General features: G+C 62.6%; 15 protein-coding genes and 1 tRNA gene. 14 read left to right on the top strand and 2 right to left on the bottom strand.

All coding sequences use genetic code 11. From position 1 onward, the window contains the following. Position 1 precedes the first annotated feature (1 nt). The 7 genes from rpoB to GJR96_RS03575 all read left to right on the top strand — a co-directional run bounded on the left by rpoB (position 2) and on the right by GJR96_RS03575 (position 8,658). Positions 2-1,831, top strand: a complete 1,830-nt coding sequence (gene rpoB / locus GJR96_RS03605; protein ID WP_058571321.1) for a DNA-directed RNA polymerase subunit B — start codon at positions 2-4, stop codon at positions 1,829-1,831. Positions 1,832-1,843: 12 nt separating this feature from the next. After that, complete coding sequence (locus GJR96_RS03600; RefSeq protein WP_151163892.1) at positions 1,844-4,768, top strand: DNA-directed RNA polymerase subunit A'; 2,925 nt, start codon at positions 1,844-1,846, stop codon at positions 4,766-4,768. Next, entirely contained in the window at positions 4,761-6,020 is a 1,260-nt protein-coding gene (gene rpoA2 / locus GJR96_RS03595; RefSeq protein WP_151161676.1) for a DNA-directed RNA polymerase subunit A'', read from the top strand. Before GJR96_RS03600 ends, rpoA2 begins: the two co-directional genes overlap by 8 nt. 2 nt (positions 6,021-6,022) lie before the next feature. Then, the gene (locus tag GJR96_RS03590; RefSeq protein ID WP_151161675.1) at positions 6,023-6,442 is read left to right on the top strand and encodes a NusA-like transcription termination signal-binding factor; all 420 of its coding nucleotides are present in this window, start codon (positions 6,023-6,025) and stop codon (positions 6,440-6,442) included. Between the two features lie 71 nt (positions 6,443-6,513). Continuing rightward, complete coding sequence (locus GJR96_RS03585; RefSeq protein ID WP_151161674.1) at positions 6,514-7,425, top strand: mechanosensitive ion channel family protein; 912 nt, start codon at positions 6,514-6,516, stop codon at positions 7,423-7,425. A gap of 187 nt (positions 7,426-7,612) precedes the next feature. Next, entirely contained in the window at positions 7,613-8,041 is a 429-nt protein-coding gene (locus tag GJR96_RS03580; RefSeq protein WP_004058161.1) for a 30S ribosomal protein S12, read from the top strand. A 2-nt stretch (positions 8,042-8,043) separates the two neighbouring features. Next, positions 8,044-8,658, top strand: a complete 615-nt coding sequence (locus GJR96_RS03575; RefSeq protein WP_151161673.1) for a 30S ribosomal protein S7 — start codon at positions 8,044-8,046, stop codon at positions 8,656-8,658. Between the two features lie 58 nt (positions 8,659-8,716). Here GJR96_RS03575 and GJR96_RS03570 read toward each other — a convergent pair whose 3' ends face one another. Further along, the gene (locus GJR96_RS03570) at positions 8,717-9,472 is read right to left on the bottom strand and encodes a DUF5781 family protein (RefSeq protein ID WP_151161672.1); all 756 of its coding nucleotides are present in this window, start codon (positions 9,470-9,472) and stop codon (positions 8,717-8,719) included. 189 nt (positions 9,473-9,661) lie between these two features. On the opposite strand from GJR96_RS03570, the gene GJR96_RS03565 reads away from it, so the two are divergent. The 6 genes from GJR96_RS03565 to GJR96_RS03540 all read left to right on the top strand — a co-directional run bounded on the left by GJR96_RS03565 (position 9,662) and on the right by GJR96_RS03540 (position 15,775). Next, positions 9,662-11,845: an elongation factor EF-2 gene (locus GJR96_RS03565; protein WP_151161671.1), complete on the top strand. Its 2,184-nt coding sequence runs from the start codon at positions 9,662-9,664 to the stop codon at positions 11,843-11,845. A gap of 313 nt (positions 11,846-12,158) precedes the next feature. Further along, on the top strand, positions 12,159-12,734 hold the full coding sequence (locus GJR96_RS03560) for a hypothetical protein (protein WP_058571318.1): 576 nt from the start codon (positions 12,159-12,161) through the stop codon (positions 12,732-12,734). Further along, the gene (locus GJR96_RS03555) at positions 12,731-13,684 is read left to right on the top strand and encodes a homoserine dehydrogenase (protein ID WP_151161670.1); all 954 of its coding nucleotides are present in this window, start codon (positions 12,731-12,733) and stop codon (positions 13,682-13,684) included. Before GJR96_RS03560 ends, GJR96_RS03555 begins: the two co-directional genes overlap by 4 nt. Positions 13,685-13,875: 191 nt before the next feature. Further along, a complete protein-coding gene (gene tuf / locus GJR96_RS03550) occupies positions 13,876-15,141 on the top strand; it encodes a translation elongation factor EF-1 subunit alpha (RefSeq protein ID WP_151161669.1) in 1,266 nt (421 codons plus the stop codon). Positions 15,142-15,143: 2 nt separating this feature from the next. After that, positions 15,144-15,452, top strand: a complete 309-nt coding sequence (gene rpsJ, locus GJR96_RS03545; protein WP_151161668.1) for a 30S ribosomal protein S10 — start codon at positions 15,144-15,146, stop codon at positions 15,450-15,452. A gap of 251 nt (positions 15,453-15,703) precedes the next feature. Then, positions 15,704-15,775, top strand: a tRNA-Ala gene (locus tag GJR96_RS03540). A gap of 157 nt (positions 15,776-15,932) precedes the next feature. Here the strand turns inward: GJR96_RS03540 and GJR96_RS03535 are convergent. Further along, positions 15,933-16,190: a hypothetical protein gene (locus GJR96_RS03535; protein WP_151161667.1), complete on the bottom strand. Its 258-nt coding sequence runs from the start codon at positions 16,188-16,190 to the stop codon at positions 15,933-15,935. A gap of 329 nt (positions 16,191-16,519) precedes the next feature. On the opposite strand from GJR96_RS03535, the gene GJR96_RS03530 reads away from it, so the two are divergent. Continuing rightward, a complete protein-coding gene (locus tag GJR96_RS03530) occupies positions 16,520-18,124 on the top strand; it encodes a PAS domain-containing protein (RefSeq protein ID WP_151161666.1) in 1,605 nt (534 codons plus the stop codon). Positions 18,125-18,143: the final 19 nt, after the last annotated feature.

Genomic DNA, 18,143 nt, shown 5'->3' with positions numbered 1-18,143 from the left:
CATGGCTCAGGCACAGCGAGAAGCGAAAGTATACGTCAACGGTAGTCTCGTCGGGACGCACCCCGACCCCAACCAACTCGCAGCGCAGATTCGCGAGGCGCGTCGCCGCGGCGACGTCAGCCAGATGGTGAACGTCTCCGTCAAGGAGCGCACCCGCGAAGTAATCATCAACGCAGACGCCGGGCGTGCCCGTCGTCCTCTCATCGTCGTCGAAGACGGTGAACCGCTGCTCACAGACGAACACGTCGAAGCACTCGAGAACGACGAACTCGACTTCGAGGACCTCGTCGAGCGAGGACTCGTCGAGTTCATCGACGCCGAAGAAGAAGAGGACATCTACGTCTCGGTCGACGAAGACGAACTCAACGAAGACCACACGCACCTCGAAATCGACCCGCAACTCATCTTCGGTATCGGTGCCGGGATGATTCCGTACCCGGAACACAACGCCTCGCCGCGTATTACGATGGGTGCAGGGATGATGAAGCAGTCGCTGGGGATTCCGGCCGCGAACTACCGTATCCGCCCGGACACCCGCCAGCACCTCATGCACTACCCACAGCTCTCGATGGTCAAGACCCAGACCACGGAGCAGATTGGGTTCGACGAGCGCCCGGCGGCACAGAACTTCGTCGTCGCCGTGATGTCCTACGAGGGGTTCAACATCGAGGACGCACTCGTCATGAACAAGGGGTCGGTCGAGCGCGCACTCGCCCGTTCGCACTTCTTCCGTACCTACGAGGGCGAAGAGCGCCGCTACCCCGGTGGACAGGAAGACCGCTTCGAGATTCCGTCGCAGGACGTGCGCGGTGCGCGCGGTGAAGACGCGTACTCGCACCTCGACGAAGACGGCCTCGTCAACCCAGAGACCGTCGTCGACGAGAACTCCGTCCTCCTCGGCAAGACTTCGCCGCCGCGGTTCCTCGAAGAACCCGACGACATGGCCGGTCTCTCGCCGCAGAAGCGCCGTGAAACGTCCGTCACGATGCGCTCGGGCGAGTCCGGTGTCGTCGACACCGTCACCCTCATGGAGGGTGAAGACGGGTCGAAACTCGCCAAGGTCTCCGTCCGTGACCAGCGCGTTCCGGAACTCGGAGACAAGTTCGCGTCCCGGCACGGACAGAAGGGTGTCATCGGCCACCTTGCGCCGCAAGAAGACATGCCCTTTACCGCAGACGGCGTCGTCCCTGACCTCGTCCTCAACCCGCACGCACTGCCGTCGCGTATGACGGTCGGTCACGTGCTGGAGATGCTCGGTGGCAAAGTCGGCGCGCTCGAAGGTCGCCGCGTCGACGGGACCGCCTTCCAGGGCGAAGACGAACACGAACTTCGCTCGGCACTGGAAGAGCGCGGCTTCATGTCCTCCGGCAAGGAGGTCATGTACTCCGGCGTCACCGGCGAGAAGATTGAGGCCGAAATCTTCGTCGGCATCATCTTCTACCACAAGTTGTACCACATGGTGAGCAACAAACTGCACGCCCGTTCGCGCGGTCCCGTGCAGGTTCTCACCCGTCAACCGACGGAAGGTCGCGCCCGCGAGGGTGGTCTCCGTCTCGGGGAGATGGAGCGTGACACCGTCATCGGGCACGGCGCGGCGATGGTGCTGCAAGAGCGTCTGCTCGACTCCTCCGACAAGGAGAAAGTCTACATCTCCGCCGACACTGGCATGGTCGCCGTCGAGGACCGCGACCAGCGCCGTATCTACGACCCCGTCACCGGCGACGAGGACAACATCCACGAAATCGACATCAGCTACGCGTTCAAGTTGCTCTTAGACGAGATGGTCGCACTCGGCGTTCGCCCGCGAATCGAGCTCAAGGACGCGGTCTAATCACACATGTCAATGCAGACACCCAAAGAAATCGGCAGTATTCAGTTCGGGTTGATGGACCCGGAGACGTACCGAGACATGTCCGCGACGAAGGTCATCACCGCGGACACCTACGACGACGACGGCTACCCAATCGACATGGGTCTCATGGACCCGCGTCTGGGCGTCATCGACCCCGGTCTGCAGTGCCGCACCTGCGGCCAGCACTCCGGGTCGTGTAACGGGCACTTCGGCCACATCGAACTGGCCGCACCCGTCATCCACGTCGGCTTCACGAAACTCATCCGTCGCCTCCTCCGTTCGACCTGTCGCGAGTGCGGTCGCCTCGCGCTCACGCAGGAAGAAGCAGACGAGTACCGCGGCAACCTCAAGCGTACGAAGGAACTCGGCGACGACTGGAGCGACGTGATGAAGGCGGCAGTCCGGCAGGCCCGTAAGGCCCACCGCTGTCCCCACTGTGGCTCCCCACAGCACGACATCAAACACGAGAAGCCGACGACCTACTACGAGGTCCAGAACGTGCTCGCCGGCGACTTCTCCGAGCGCATCGCGTCCGCGATGCAACCGGACCCCGACGACGAGGACGACGAAGGCATCTCGCCGGTCGACCTCGCGGAGAAAGCAGACCTCCCGGCCGACCGCATCAATCAGGTGCTGGCCGGTGAGTTCCGCCCCGTCGGCGACGACCGGAAGGCACTGGAGAAGGCCCTCGGTATCGACCTGACCGAAGAGGACATGAACAAACTGATGCCCTCGGACATCCGCGACTGGTTCGAGGACATCCCGGACGAAGACCTCGTCACGCTCGGCATCGACCCCGACCGGTCGCGTCCCGAGTGGATGATTCTGACCGTCCTCCCCGTCCCGCCGGTCACGGCACGGCCGTCGATTACGCTCGACAACGGCCAGCGCTCAGAGGACGACCTGACCCACAAACTCGTCGACATCATCCGCATCAACCAGCGGTTCATGGAGAACCGCGAGGCCGGTGCGCCGCAACTGATTATCGAGGACCTGTGGGAACTGCTCCAGTACCACGTCACCACGTTCATCGACAACGAGATTTCGGGCACGCCGCCGGCGCGCCACCGCTCCGGCCGCCCCCTCAAGACGCTCAGTCAGCGTCTGAAAGGCAAGGAAGGTCGCTTCCGCGGTTCCCTGTCCGGGAAGCGTGTCAACTTCTCCGCGCGTACCGTCATCTCGCCGGACCCGACGCTCTCGCTCAACGAAGTCGGTGTCCCGGACCGCGTCGCCACCGAGATGACCCAGACGATGAACGTCACCGAGCGAAACATCGAGGAGGCCCAGCAGTACGTCCGCAACGGCCCCGAGAAACACCCCGGTGCGAACTACGTCCGTCGTCCCGACGGCCGTCGCCTGAAGGTCACCGAGAAGAACTGCGAAGAACTCGCAGAGAAGGTCGAACTCGGTTGGGAAGTCAACCGACACCTCGTCGACGGTGACATCGTCATCTTCAACCGACAGCCATCGCTGCACCGGATGTCCATCATGGCGCACGAAGTCGTCGTGATGCCGTACAAGACGTTCCGCCTGAACACTGTCGTCTGCCCGCCGTACAACGCAGACTTCGACGGCGACGAGATGAACATGCACGCCCTCCAGAACGAGGAGGCCCGTGCCGAGGCGCGCGTCCTCATGCGCGTCCAAGAGCAGATTCTCTCGCCGCGCTTCGGTGAGAACATCATCGGCGCCATTCAGGACCACATTTCGGGAACGTACCTGCTGACCCACGACAACCCGCACTTCGTCGAGACGCAGGCACTCGACCTGCTCCGCGCGACGCGCGTGGACACGCTCCCAGAACCCGCGGGCGAAGACGAAGACGGTCGCCCGTACTGGACGGGCCAGCAAATCTTCTCCGAACTCCTGCCCGACGACCTCGACATGGAGTTCACCTCGAAGGTTGGCGACACGGTCCGCATCGAAGACGGCCAACTCGTCGAGGGGACTATCGACGAAGACGCCGTCGGTGCGTTCGGTGGCGAAATCGTCGACGTCCTCGCCAAGGACTACTCGAAGACGCGTTCGCGCATCTTCATCAACGAGATTGCGTCGCTGGCGATGCGCGCCATCATGCACTTCGGTCTCTCTATCGGTATCGACGACGAGTCCATCCCGGAAGAGGCGAACGCGCAGGTCGACGAGGCCATCGAGTCCGCCTACGAGAAGATTCAGGAACTCATCGAAATCTACGAGAACGGCGAACTCGAGTCGCTCCCGGGTCGTTCGGTCGACGAGACGCTCGAGATGAAGATTATGCAGCGCCTCGGCAAGGCACGCGACTCTGCCGGTGAAATCGCCGAAGACCACTTCGCAGAGGACAACCCGGCAGTCGTGATGTCCAAGTCCGGTGCGCGTGCGTCCATGCTCAACCTGACGCAGATGGCCGGGTGTGTCGGTCAGCAGGCAGTTCGGGGCGAGCGAATCAACCGCGGCTACGAAGGCCGCACCCTGAGCCACTACCAGAAGGGTGACCTCTCCGCCGACGCCCACGGGTTCGTCGAGAACTCCTACCGCGCCGGCCTCACCCCGCGTGAGTTCTTCTTCCACGCGATGGGTGGCCGCGAGGGGCTTGTCGACACTGCAGTCCGTACCTCGAAGTCCGGGTACCTGCAGCGTCGTCTCATCAACGCACTGTCCGAACTCGAAGCGCAGTACGACGGGTCCGTCCGCGACACGTCGGGCACTATCGTCCAGTTCGAGTTCGGTGAGGACGGGACGAGTCCGGTGAAGGTGTCGTCGAGCGAGGACACGCCTATCGACGTCGACGCCATCGCCGACCGCGTCCTCGAATCCGAGTTCAAGTCCGAAGCGGAGAAAGAGCGCTTCCTCGGGGAACGTGCACCGCCGACCAACCTCTCCGAACACGCCGAACCGCGCATCAGTTCCCGTGCGGAGGTAGAATCCGATGACTGAGAACGTTGACCTCTCCCAGTACGAATTCGTCGACGAGACCATCGCCGACGTCGTCGAGGCCAAAGACTTGCCCCGACGCCTGAAGGACCGCATCTACCAGACTATCGAAGACCGCGAGGGCGTCTCGTCCGACCAGGCCCGCGAAATCGCGCAGGCTGTCGCGACGCGCTACACCGACACGCGTGTCGACCCACTCGACCCCGTCGGGACGGTGTCGGCGCAGTCTATCGGTGAGCCCGGAACGCAGATGACGATGAACACGTTCCACTACGCGGGTGTCGCAGAGATCGACGTCACGCAGGGGCTCCCCCGACTCATCGAACTCGTGGACGCGCGGAAGACGCCGGACACGCCGATGATGACGGTCTACCTCGACGACGAGTACGCCGAGAACCGTGACCTCGCTCACCAAGTCGTCTGGGACATCGAGTCCACGAAGATTCTCGCACTCGGTGACATCTCGACCAACGTCGCCGACATGGTCGTTCAGATCAACCTCAACGACGAGACACTGCTCGAACGGTGGCCGACCTACGACGACGAAGGCGTCGTCGCCAGCGAGATTGCAGACACCATCGAGGACGCCCTCGGTGTCAAGACTCGCCGTGAGGGGACGCTCATCGAGTTCGGTCCCGAGAGCCCGAGTTACCGCCGCCTCCTCCAACTCGTCGAGGAACTGCGCGACATCGTGTTCAAGGGTATCGAGGAGGTCTCTCGCGTCGTCATCCGCAAGGAGCAGAACGACGAGACGGACGAAGAAGAGTTCGTCCTCTACACCGAGGGGTCCGCCTTCGGCGACGTACTCTCTATCGAGGGCGTCGACGCCTCTCGAACCACCTCGAACAACATCCACGAGGTGCACAAGCAACTCGGTATCGAGGCCGCTCGCGAGGCTATCATCAACGAGACGATGAACACGCTCAAAGAGCAGGGTCTCGACGACGTGAACATCCGTCACCTGATGCTCGTCGCGGACATCATGACGAACGACGGGACCATCGAGTCCATCGGTCGCCACGGTATCTCTGGGTCGAAGGACTCCGTCCTCGCCCGTGCGGCATTCGAGGTTACGGTCAACCACCTGCTCGACGCGGCCATCCACGGCGAAGAAGACGACCTCGACGGCGTCATCGAGAACGTCATCGTCGGCAAGCCGATTGCAATCGGCACCGGTGACGTGGACCTGCGGATGGGGTCGCTCGACGTCGACGACGCCGAGGCCAACGCTGCGCCCGAACCGTCGGACGACTGACGATGAAAGTCACGCTGTCGGATACGGCACGCCGGTACATCGCCCTCTTCGAGGACGAAACCGGCGCGACGGCGAACGACTGTCTCGTCTTCGACGACCGGGTCGTCTTCCTCGTCTCGGCGGGGGAGATGGCGACGGCAATCGGTCCCGGCGGGCGGACGGTCCAGTCGGTCGAACGACGCATCGGTCGCTCCGTCGAGTTGGTCGAAGACGCCGACACGCCGGAAGCGTTCGTCGCGAGCGCACTCGCACCGGCCGCCGTTCGACACGTGACGATTTCACGCCAGAACGACACCGTCGCCTACGTCGAAGTCGCCGAAGAAGACCGCGGGGTCGCTATCGGTGCACAGGGGAAGACCATCGACACCGCCCGTGAACTGGCCCGTCGTCACTACGACATCGACGACATCCAGTTGACGTAGTCGGCGACGCTGGGTCGTCTGCGACATCCCTCGACCACACGTTTTTGTCCGCCGCGTGCGGCGGGGTATTCATGTTGCCGTTTCGACCAGTAGTCGTCGCTGTCCTCGCACAAATCGACCCCGGGCAATTCGGGGTGTACGAGGACGCTGCGGGTGCTGCTGCGGGATTCGTGGTCGGAGCACTCGTCGTCTACCTCTTTGGCCGACTCGCCCTCGTCCCCGGAGTCACACGCGTCGTCAGCTCCCGCAACGAGAACAACCCGACGTTAGAGACGGCGACGCGGACCTACACACACGCGTTCGTCGTCCTCGCTGCCGGGCTCGCGGGACTCGTCGGTGCAGGATACGGGTCGTTGTTGACCGACACAGCACTCATCATCGCGGCACTGACGCTCGTCCTCGGCGTCGCTGGACAGGAAGTCATCGGTGCACTCATCAGCGGTCTCTTTCTCGTCGCCGACCCGGACTTCAACGTCGGTGACTGGATTTCGTGGCCCAACGGCGAGGGGGTGGTCGAAGCGGTCGACTTCCGCGTCACCCGCGTGCGCACGTTGAACAACGAAACCGTGACCGTCCCGAACACCGAACTCACCACGAACGTCCTCGTTCGCCCGTACGGGAGAGAACGGTACCGAGTCACGGAACGAGTCGACGTCGCCTACAGCGACGACGTGGAACTCGCGCTCCGCGAACTGGTCGAAGTGACTCGTGGAGACGACCGCGTGTTAGAAGACCCCGAACCGACCTCGCGTATCGTCGAGTTCGCGGGGAGTTCTGTGGGACTCAAAGCCGAGTTCTGGGTCGAATCGCCGATGGACGTGAACCTCATCGACCTACGGTCGCAGTTCAGACGGCGAGTGAAACTTCGCTTCGACGAGGTCGGACTGACGCTCGGCCCGCCTTCGGGCCGCGAGGTCAGCGGGTCGTTGAACGTGGACCTCGCGGATGGGCGGGGTTCGACGCCGGACCTCGTTGGTGAATGACATGCCCACCCCGAACGACACACTCTCCGGGCACTTTAGTCCCTCTTCGCGTACGAGCGGCCGTCGTTCGGAATCCTCCCGAAACGGGTTCAGCTCCGATTAGCGACCCCTAAGGAGGAATCTGAGGCCGTCTCGTCGGATTCGAAAGGGGAGGCTTAAGTAGCTCCATCTGGAACTCATGTTCACTATGGCGAACGGCAAATACGCCGCGCGCAAGCTCAAGAAGGACCGGCAGAAGCGACGCTGGTCCGACTCTGAGTACGCGCGCCGTGAGCGCGGCCTCGGCAAGAAGTCCGACCCGCTCGAGGGTGCCCCGCAGGGTCGTGGCATCGTCCTCGAGAAGGTTGGTATCGAAGCAAAGCAGCCGAACTCGGCAATCCGGAAGTGTGTCCGTGTTCAGCTCATCAAGAACGGAAAGCAGGTCACCGCCTTCTGTCCCGGTGACGGTGCAATCTCGTTCATCGACGAGCACGACGAAGTCACCATCGCCGGTATCGGTGGTGCGAAGGGTCGCGCGATGGGTGACCTTTCGGGTGTCAACTACAAGGTCGAGAAGGTCAACGGCGTCTCGATGATCGAACTCGTCCGTGGAAACGCTGAGAAGCCGGTGCGCTAACCATGTCGGAGAGCGAATCCCCCGAACCCGAGTCTCCCGCCAGCAGCGACGAAGCGAACCAGAACGCGCTTCTGTTCGGCGTCTGGGACGTCTCCGAGATGGAGTACACCGACCCCAGCATGAGCCGCTACATCAAGGCGACGCCCATCGCCCACACGATGGGTCGTCACGCCTCGAAGCAGTTCAAGAAGAGCGAAATTAGCATCGTCGAGCGTCTCATCAACCGTCTGATGCAGACGGAGGACAACACGGGCCACAAGCAGAAGACGAGTAAAATCGTCAAGGAAGCGCTCGAAATCGTCAACGAGCGCACCGAAGAGAACCCTGTTCAGGTCCTCATCCGTGCCGTCGAGAACGCCGGCCCCCGCGAGGAGACTGTCCGTCTCAAGTACGGTGGCATCTCCGTCCCGCAGGCCGTCGACGTTGCACCCCAGCGCCGTGTCGACGAAGCGCTGAAGTTCATCGCACAGGGCACCCTCAAGGGCTCCTACAAGACCAAGACGAGCGCCGCCGAGGCACTCGCGCAGCAACTCATCGGTGCCGCCGACTACGACGTGCAGGCGTACGCTATCTCCCAGAAGGAAGAAAAAGAGCGCGTCGCAGAAGCAGCCCGATAATCTACCCTCTCTCTTCGTTTTTCACCCCTCCTGAGCGGTCGTGCTGTCTCGATTCGTCTCAGTCGGCGGCGACGTTCGACCCGACGACGTAGTTCTTCACCACGTCCACGAGCGTGCGCCGGTACTCGCTCTTCGAGGGGTCTGCCGCGAGGGTACGGAAGTGTTCTTTGAACGTCTCCAGTGAGACGGACGGGGCGTCGTCTGCGGCGGCGTGCGCCAGGTCGTAGAGCCGGTGGTCGGGAGTGATGAGGTCGTGTCGCTCTGCGAGTGCGAGTGCGAACGCCGCGTTGACGGCCGTTATCTCTGGGTCCGACCCAGTCGTGACGAGTTGTGACCCCGGCCGCGCCACCGGTTGTGGCCGGTCGGCGAGAGCGGCAGCGAGTTGCGATTCGAGGAACTGGACGAGTTTGTCCGCGGGCGCGACGGCGAGTGTCAGGTCGTCGGCGTAGATGTCCTTGCAGTGATTCGCAATCTGGTAGCAATGGGAGAGTTTTCGCCGTTCGACCGTCCGGCCGGTGAGTGCGAGGAAGACCGCTTCTTCGGTCGACTGGTAGTGCGAGGCGTGGCCTTCCTCGTTGCGGGCCATGTGGGACAGTTCGTGCAATGCGAGTTCACGACTCATCGCACTCGTCGCCACCTGCCGCGAGATGTTGAGGACGTGGTGGTCCTGATAGTGGGCGGCCCAGGTGCGGGAGTCTGGGTCGTCGCGCACGTGCACGAAGACTGGATATTCGAGGTCGAACTCGGTTTCGAACAGGTCGGCGGCGCTCAAGAACGGGTCTGCTGGTGCGCCTCCGAGCACACGGAGGTCCATTCGTATGTGTGTAATGTTATCAACCGACATGACTCTTCCGCCGGGTGACCAGCGACGAGACAGTGTGAATGACACTCATGCTATCGTGACAAAAATGCTCATACCCCGGCAGTAGGGAGGCTGACGAGGGCAAATCCGCTCGGCAAAAACACTACTCTTTTGACCCTCCTTCCGGTAGACCTCTGTATAATGGGCCGACGAAAGAAAATCGTCCAGGAATGTGAGAAACTGATGGACAAGCCGGAGCAGATCCGGAACATCGCCATCGCAGCTCACGTCGACCACGGGAAGACGACCCTTTCGGACAACCTCCTCGCGGGTGCCGGCATGATCTCTGACGAGACTGCTGGTCAGCAACTCGCGATGGACACGAAAGAAGACGAACAGGAACGCGGTATCACCATCGACGCGGCAAACGTCTCGATGACCCACGAGTGGAACGACCAGAACCACCTCATCAACCTCATCGACACGCCGGGCCACGTCGACTTCGGTGGCGACGTGACGCGTGCGATGCGTGCCGTCGACGGTGCGCTCGTCGTCGTCGACGCCGTCGAAGGTGCCATGCCGCAGACCGAGACGGTTCTGCGTCAGGCACTCCGTGAGGGCGTCAAGCCGGCCCTGTTCATCAACAAGGTCGACCGCCTCATCAACGAACTGCAGGAAGGTCCCGAGGAGATGCAGCAGCGTCTCGTCGACGTCATCACCGACGTCAACGAACTCATCCGCGGGATGACCGAAGAGAAGGACTACGACTGGACTGTCTCCGTCGAAGACGGGACCGTCGCCTTCGGGTCTGCCCTCTACAAGTGGGGTGTCTCCATGCCGTCGATGGAAGAGACCGGTATCTCCTTCGGCGACATCATGGAACTCGAACGCGCTGGCGACCGCCAGGAACTCCACGAGCGCACGCCGCTTTCGGACGTCGTCCTCGACATGGTTGCGGAGCACTTCCCCAACCCGCTCGAAGCCCAGCCCCGTCGTATCCCGACGGTCTGGCGTGGTGACTCCGAGTCCGAACTCGCGCGCCAGATGCGCGAAGTCGACGACGACGGCGAAGTCGTCTTCATGGCGACGGACATCTCGATGGACCCCCACGCGGGCGAAATCGCGACGGGCCGCCTCTTCTCCGGTACCATCCGCAAGGGTCAGGAGCTCTACGTCTCCGGTACCGCGGGCAAGAACCGCGTCCAGTCCGTCGGTGTCTTCATGGGTGGCGAACGCGAGGAACTCGACCGCGGCGTCCCCGCAGGGAACATCGCGGCCGTCACGGGTCTCCGTGACGCCATCGCCGGTTCTACCGTCTCTTCCGTCGAGATGACGCCGTTCGAGTCCATCGAACACATCTCCGAGCCTGTCATCACGAAGTCTGTCGAGGCAGAGCGCATGGACGACCTGCCGAAGCTCATCGAGACGCTCCAGCAGGTCGCGAAGGAAGACCCGACCATCCGCATCGAGATTAACGAGGACACGGGCGAGCACCTCATCTCCGGTCAGGGTGAACTCCACCTCGAAGTCATCACGCAGCGTATCCGCGACAACCAGGGCATCCCGGTCCGCACCGGTGAGCCGATTGTCGTCTACCGCGAGCAGGTCCAGGGCGAATCCCACGAAGTCGAGGGTGTCTCCCCGAACCGCCACAACAAGTTCTACATCACGGCGGAACCCCTCTCGCAGGACATCGTCGACGACATCAAGCTCGGCGAAATCTCGATGGACATGCCCGAACTGGAGCGCCGTGAGGCACTGCAGGAAGCCGGCATGGACAAGGACACGTCCCAGAACGTCGAACACATCCACGGGACGAACATCCTCATCGACGACACGAAGGGTATCCAGCACCTCAACGAGACGATGGAACTCGTCATCGAGGGTCTCGAAGAGGCACTCGACGACGGTCCGCTCGCTGCGGAACCCGTTCAGGGTACGCTCCTCCGTCTCCACGACGCGAAGCTCCACGAGGACACCATCCACCGTGGTCCCGCGCAGGTCATCCCTGCAGTCCGTGACGCGGTCCACCGCTCGCTCATCGCGGGTCAGGTGAAGCTCCTCGAACCCATCCAGAACGTCCGCATCGACGTTCCGTCCGACTACATGGGCTCGGCATCCGGCGAGATTCAGGGTCGCCGTGGCCGCGTCGACGACATGTACCAGGAAGGTGACCTCATGGTCATCGAGGGTATCGCACCCGTCGAAGAGATGATTGGCTTCTCCTCGGACGTTCGCTCCGCGACGGAAGGCCGCGCCTCCTGGAACACGGAGAACGCTGGCTTCCGCGTCCTCTCGGACAACCTCCAGCGCGAGAAGATTATGGAGATTCGCGAGCGCAAGGGCATGAAGCTCGAACTCTCGCAGGCTATCGACTACATCTAAGCGCGCACCTCAGCGCCTTCTTTCGTTTATCGGCCCACCAGCGACAGTGCTCGGATGCGCCGTCGTCTGTTTGCTGCGCGGCCATCTCCCTCTCGTCGTCGCAGTCACTCATCTCCCGTCTCTCCGTGTCACGTGCCACCACGCGGGCGATATCGGCAAGCCGTGTCACCTGCGAAGGCTTATACCTCGTGGCCGAATCACGAACACATATGCGTACGGGTACGTCTCCCGACTCCTGTCGCGTCGACGCGGAACCACGGCTGAGCCACGCGTCGCCGACAACATCGTCGGGACGGCCCACGGAGGTGGGGCGATGAGCGCACAAGACGTCGACAGCGACGCCGATGCCGACGCAGAGACCGACGGCGGCGGTCAGATGCCGAAACCACACACGGTTCGGCTGGAACTCGTCGACGAACCCGGTCAACTCCTCGCCGCGCTCCAACCCATCGCCGAAAACGGCGGGAACCTGCTCTCCATCTTCCACGAACGCGGGAACCTCACGCCCCGCGGACACATCCCGGTCGAAGTAGACCTCGAATGTCCGCCGGACCGGTTCGAGGGCATCGTCGAGGCCCTCCGCGAGGCCGGTGTCAACGTCATCCGCGCCGGTGCCGAGCACTTCGGCGAAGAGGTGACGCTCATCCTCGTCGGCGACCTCGTCGACTCCGACCTCTCGGACACGCTCCACAGAGTCGAGGCGTCCGCTGACGCGACGGTGAAGGACCTCTCGTTGTCTGCCCCCGACGGGACGCAAGAATCGTCCAGCGCGCGCCTCAGGCTCGCTGCACGAGCAGGCAAAGCCGACGAGGCACTCACCGTCGTCCGTGACATCGCGGCGGAGAAAGACTTGCACGTCATCGAACCGCTCACGGAGGACGCAGCATGACGCTTCGACTCGCTGTCCTCGGCGCGGGTGCAGTCGGCGGGTCCGTCTTGGACCTCGCCGGTGAGTACGGCCACGAAGTCGTCGCGTTCGCCGACTCGTCGTCGTCGGTCACGGACAACGCAGGTCTCGACCCGGCAGTGGTCCACGACCGAAAAGAGCGCGAAGGCGTCGTCGGCGACGACGACCCCGAGGCACTGTTCGACGCCGACTACGACGTGCTCGTGGAGGCGACGCCGACCACACTCGGCGACGCCGAACCGGGCTTCTCGCACGTCGAACGCGCGCTGGCCGACGACAAACACGTCGTCCTCGCGAACAAGGGGCCGGTCGCCGAACGCTACGCCGAGTTACGCGCACTCGAAGCAGAGAGTGCGGGGCGCGTCCAGTTCGAAGCGACCGTCGGTGGTGCGATTCCGGTCCTCTCGACCATCTCGGACCTCGGGGCTGAGCACGTGACTGCTGCGCGCGGCGTCCTCAACGGCACCGCTAACTTCATCCTCTCGCGCATGGCCGCGGAAGGACTCGACTACGAGCACGTCCTCGCGGAGGCGCAGGACCTCGGTGTGGCCGAGGCGGACCCGACGTTCGACGTGGACGGCATCGACGCCGCGCTGAAGTTCGTCATCCTCGCGAACGTCCTGAGCGACGGTGACGCCGAGTACCGACTCGACGACGCGGACGTCGAGGGAATCAGAAACGTCCCCGGTACGGCACTCGACCTCGCGGCGGAAGACGGACGCACCGTTCGTCTCATCGGTGAGGCGACTGCCGACGGTGTGCGCGTGGCACCGCGGTTGGTCCCACAGGGGGCCGCGCTGGCGGTCACGGGCACGCAGAACATCGTCCAGTTGGAGACAGAACATGCTGGTCAGCTGAATGTTAGTGGCCGCGGTGCGGGTGGTCCAGAGACTGCGACGGCGGTCCTGTCCGACGTTTCGCGTCTCGAATAACCCGCTTTCAGGCCCGAATGGGCCACTCAGCGGCATTTCACCCGATGAGAGATATTCACCCATCTGTGACTGTGGTATGGTTCCGCAAATCGCAGTACGGCGCTTAGACGGCCCGTAGACCGTATCGAAATCGTTTTAGGGGTTTCAACAAAAACACTCCCCACAGAGCGCCTTAGCGCGTGAATACACCAATGAGCGACAAACCCCACCAGAATCTGGCCATCATCGGCCACGTCGACCACGGTAAGAGTACGCTCGTCGGCCGACTCCTGTTCGAAACCGGTTCCGTCCCGGAACACGTCATCGAGCAGCACCGAGAAGAGGCCGAGGAGAAAGGCAAGGGCGGATTCGAATTCGCCTACGTCATGGACAACCTCGCAGAAGAGCGTGAGCGCGGTGTAACGATCGACATCGCCCACCAGGAATTCGACACGGACGAATACTACTTCACCATCGTCGACTGTCCTGGCCACCGCGACTTCGTCAAGAACATGATCACCGGTGCCTCGCAGGCTGACAACGCGGTCCTCGTCGTCGCTGCTGACGACGGTGTCGCACCTCAGACCCGCGAGCACGTCTTCCTCGCACGTACGCTCGGTATCGGCGAACTCATCATCGCGGTCAACAAGATGGACGTCGTCGACTACAGCGAAGACTCGTACAAGGAAGTCAAAGAGCAGGTCGGCAACCTCCTCAAGCAGGTCCGCTTCGACGCCGACAACGCGACGTTCGTCCCCATCTCGGCATTCGAGGGCGACAACATCGCAGAGCGCTCCGACAACACCTCCTGGTACGATGGCGACATCCTCCTCGAGGCCCTCAACAACCTGCCGGCACCGCAGCCGCCGACGGACGCGCCGCTGCGCCTGCCCATCCAGGACGTCTACACCATCTCGGGCATCGGTACCGTCCCTGTCGGACGTATCGAGACCGGTACGATGAGCGCTGGCGACAACGTCAGCTTCCAGCCGTCTGACGTTGGCGGCGAGGTCAAGACTGTCGAGATGCACCACGAAGAAGTCGCCCAGGCTGGTCCTGGCGACAACGTTGGTTTCAACGTTCGTGGCGTCGGCAAGGACGACATCCGCCGCGGCGACGTCTGTGGCCCGGCTGACGACCCGCCGAAGGTCGCCGAGACGTTCAAGGCGCAGGTCGTCGTCATGCAGCACCCCTCGGTCATCACCGCTGGCTACACGCCGGTCTTCCACGCCCACACGGCGCAGGTCGCGTGTACCATCGAGTCCATCGACCAGAAGCTCGACCCCGCGTCGGGTGAGGTCGCTGAGGAGAACCCGGACTTCATCAAGTCCGGCGACGCTGCAATCGTGACGGTCCGTCCGCAGAAGCCGCTCAGCATCGAGCCGTCCTCCGAGATTCCGGAACTCGGCAGCTTCGCTGTCCGTGACATGGGTCAGACCATCGCGGCCGGCAAGGTGCTCGAAGTCAACGAGCGATAACGATGCAACAGGCACGCGTTCGGCTCGCCGGCACGAGTCCGGAAGACCTCGACGAAATCTGCGACGACGTCCGCGAGATTGCGAACAAGACGGGCGTCAACCTCAGCGGGCCGATCCCGCTGCCCACGAAGACGCTCGAAGTTCCCTCCCGCAAATCGCCTGACGGCGAGGGAACGGCGACGTGGGAGCACTGGGAGATGCGCGTCCACAAGCGTCTGATCGACCTCGACGCTGACGAACGCGCGCTGCGCCAGCTGATGCGCGTCCAGGTTCCTAACGACGTCAGCATCGAGATCGTCCTCGAAGACTAAGCCACACGGTCCGTCCACTTCGGACACACCGTTCGTGACGCACTTCGTCACGTTTCGCGGCTGTCGAGGCGCGCGTCCCGGAGGACTGCCTCCGAGCTGGTCTCAGCGCTAAGGCGCGTGTCATCTCACTTCGATTCGACACGCCCGACAGACGTGACAACGCAATCGCCCGACGGCTCGGGATGCTAACGCATATCCGACGACCGCAGAAACATAGGGTATAAGTGTATCCCACGACTCCGTGGGAGTGAGGGCTCGTAGATCAGTGGCAGATCGCTTCCTTCGCAAGGAAGAGGCCCGGGGTTCAAATCCCCGCGAGTCCACTACCATTTTCGCGACGCTACCCAACGAGTCGTGACTCCGTCAGGAGTCCGACGAGTACCTACAGCGGCGCGTAATGTAGTGCCTGTTCGAGGGGGGATTTGAGCAGGGAGCAACCCGAATGGTTGCGAGTGAGTTCAAACCTCCCTGACACACATCTCACACGATCGCGACCCGAACGAAGTACCACGTCCCCTCGTACCGAACAACCTGCGGTCGTGTCTCGTCGTTGAACACAAACGGGTTCTCCTCGTCGGGTCCAACCTCCACCTGTTTATCGAGCGCATCCAGAAACACCGCCTGCTGCGACTGCGACAGATTCTCGAAGTGGACTGACTGGTTGTCTGGCCACTCGGTGTCCCGACTCTGATTCTCCAGTGGCGACACGGAAACGAACTCGGTCCCATACCGGTGCATCACCACCATTCCCAATCGTTGTCATCTCCGTCGCCGTCGGAGTCACACTCGCTGTCGTCGCAGGCGGTGAACGCATCGTCGGTGTCGTCGGACCCGACCCACGGCCCGCACACCTGCGAGGAAGACGAGACAGACGGCAATGAGGGCAGGCCAGTTGGAGGGCATACTCACGAAACTTGTGTCACTTAGATATTATATTCGTTGTGGATCACGTCATCTTCTACGAAAATCTACTGGGAGAGACCTGATTACGGTGGATACCGGGTGTGAGACACTTCGAGCAGTGAGAGCAGAATTACTATAGTAACCTCCTCTGAAGAGAGGGGTAGATGGCTGGTCCGATACGGGTGTTGCACGTCGACGACGACCCAGGGTTCGCGGACTTGACGGCGACGTTCCTCGAACGGGAGAACGCACGACTCGACGTCGTGTGGGCGAGCAGTGCCGACCACGGCCTCACGCGCCTCGACGAGGGTGCCGTCGACTGTATCGTCAGCGACTACGACATGCCCGGCCAGACAGGCATCGACTTCCTGAAGGCGGTTCGCGAGGAGTACCCCGAACTCCCGTTCATCCTCTTCACTGGCAAGGGGTCAGAGGAAGTCGCCGCCGACGCGATTTCGGCCGGTGCGACCGATTACATCCAGAAAGAGACCGGGACCAGTCAGTACACCGTTCTCGCCAACCGAATCACGAACACCGTCGGACAACACCGCGCGCGCCGCCACTCGGAACGCGCCAACCGCCGGCGTCGCCAGACGCTCACTCGAATCACCGACGGATTCGTCGAGATGGACGCCGACCTCACGGTCACGGACGTGAACGAGCAGACGGTCGAACTGAGCGGCCTGCCCCGCGAGGAACTCGTCGGGATGAACTACCGGGAACTCGTCGTCGAAGGCGACTCCGACGCATCTATCGAGGGATACAACGACGTACTCGAAACGGGCGAACCGCGCCGAATCGTGGGCCAGTCTGACATCAACCCGGACCGCTGGATAGAAGAACGAATCTTCCCGTCGAAGACCGACGAGAACATCTACGTCTACTTCACAGACATCACTGAGCGGAAACGACGGGAACAGCAACTCCAGACGCAAACACGGCAACTCCAGGGCATCCTCGACAGTGTGCAGGCGGCACTCTGGATGCGGGACACGGACCACCAGTTCACGCTGATGAACCAGAACTACCGGGAGCTCCTCGGTATCGACCACGACGCCGACGTGGTTGGGAAACCCCTCGACGACCTCTTCGACCCGGAACTCGCCGACCAGTTCAGGGCGAACGACAGACAGGTGTTGTCCGCCGGCAAGCCCGTCGAAATCGAAGAAGAACTCGAGACGACCCGTGGAACGAGAGTGTACCTCTCGCGGATTACACCGCTGTTCGACGACGATGGCGACATATTCGCGACGGCCGGGGCCGCAGTCGACATCACTGCACGCAAAGAACGAGAGCGCACGCTGACCGCGCTCCACAGCGCCGCCCAGACGATAGAGCAGTCCGACGACGCGCAGACGGTCTACGAGACGCTCGTCGAGACGGCCGAGAACGTACTGGACTTCGACCTCGTCGCAGTCGACGTCGAACAGGACGGCTACCTCGTCCAAGAAGCGTGGGAACTCCGCGGCGACGAGAGCGGGTACTTCCCGCGAACCTCACTCGACTCGAACGACACGTTCGCGGTCCGGGCGTACAACCGTCAAGAGACCATCATCGTCGACGACCTCAGAGAGGCCGACACCACTCCGGCCGATTCCGACTATCGGTCGGCGATGACCGTCCCCATCGGGACGTTCGGCACGTTCCAGGCGGTGTTCAGCGAAGTCGGAGCGTTCGACGAGTACGACCAGGAGTTCGCAGAACTCCTCGTCGACCACGCGCGGGTGAAGTTGACGCAACTCGACGGCCGCGACGAGCGTCGTGAGTAAGTACTGACCCCCCGACACA

It is taken from the genome of Haloferax litoreum (assembly GCF_009674605.1).
GTDB classification, from domain to species: Archaea; Halobacteriota; Halobacteria; order Halobacteriales; family Haloferacaceae; genus Haloferax; species Haloferax litoreum.
This window is presented reverse-complemented; position numbering and strand designations above follow the sequence as displayed.

What these genes read in the sequence shown, in the direction of transcription:
- rpoB (WP_058571321.1), top strand. Translation starts at nt 2, where the DNA reads ATGGCTCAGGCACAGCGAGAAGCGAAAGTATACGTCAACGGTAGTCTC.
- GJR96_RS03600 (WP_151163892.1), top strand. Translation starts at nt 1,844, where the DNA reads ATGCAGACACCCAAAGAAATCGGCAGTATTCAGTTCGGGTTGATGGAC.
- rpoA2 (WP_151161676.1), top strand. Translation starts at nt 4,761, where the DNA reads ATGACTGAGAACGTTGACCTCTCCCAGTACGAATTCGTCGACGAGACC.
- GJR96_RS03590 (WP_151161675.1), top strand. Translation starts at nt 6,023, where the DNA reads ATGAAAGTCACGCTGTCGGATACGGCACGCCGGTACATCGCCCTCTTC.
- GJR96_RS03585 (WP_151161674.1), top strand. Translation starts at nt 6,514, where the DNA reads ATGTTGCCGTTTCGACCAGTAGTCGTCGCTGTCCTCGCACAAATCGAC.
- GJR96_RS03580 (WP_004058161.1), top strand. Translation starts at nt 7,613, where the DNA reads ATGGCGAACGGCAAATACGCCGCGCGCAAGCTCAAGAAGGACCGGCAG.
- GJR96_RS03575 (WP_151161673.1), top strand. Translation starts at nt 8,044, where the DNA reads ATGTCGGAGAGCGAATCCCCCGAACCCGAGTCTCCCGCCAGCAGCGAC.
- GJR96_RS03570 (WP_151161672.1), bottom strand. Translation starts at nt 9,472, where the DNA reads ATGGACCTCCGTGTGCTCGGAGGCGCACCAGCAGACCCGTTCTTGAGC.
- GJR96_RS03565 (WP_151161671.1), top strand. Translation starts at nt 9,662, where the DNA reads ATGGGCCGACGAAAGAAAATCGTCCAGGAATGTGAGAAACTGATGGAC.
- GJR96_RS03560 (WP_058571318.1), top strand. Translation starts at nt 12,159, where the DNA reads ATGAGCGCACAAGACGTCGACAGCGACGCCGATGCCGACGCAGAGACC.
- GJR96_RS03555 (WP_151161670.1), top strand. Translation starts at nt 12,731, where the DNA reads ATGACGCTTCGACTCGCTGTCCTCGGCGCGGGTGCAGTCGGCGGGTCC.
- tuf (WP_151161669.1), top strand. Translation starts at nt 13,876, where the DNA reads ATGAGCGACAAACCCCACCAGAATCTGGCCATCATCGGCCACGTCGAC.
- rpsJ (WP_151161668.1), top strand. Translation starts at nt 15,144, where the DNA reads ATGCAACAGGCACGCGTTCGGCTCGCCGGCACGAGTCCGGAAGACCTC.
- GJR96_RS03535 (WP_151161667.1), bottom strand. Translation starts at nt 16,190, where the DNA reads ATGCACCGGTATGGGACCGAGTTCGTTTCCGTGTCGCCACTGGAGAAT.
- GJR96_RS03530 (WP_151161666.1), top strand. Translation starts at nt 16,520, where the DNA reads ATGGCTGGTCCGATACGGGTGTTGCACGTCGACGACGACCCAGGGTTC.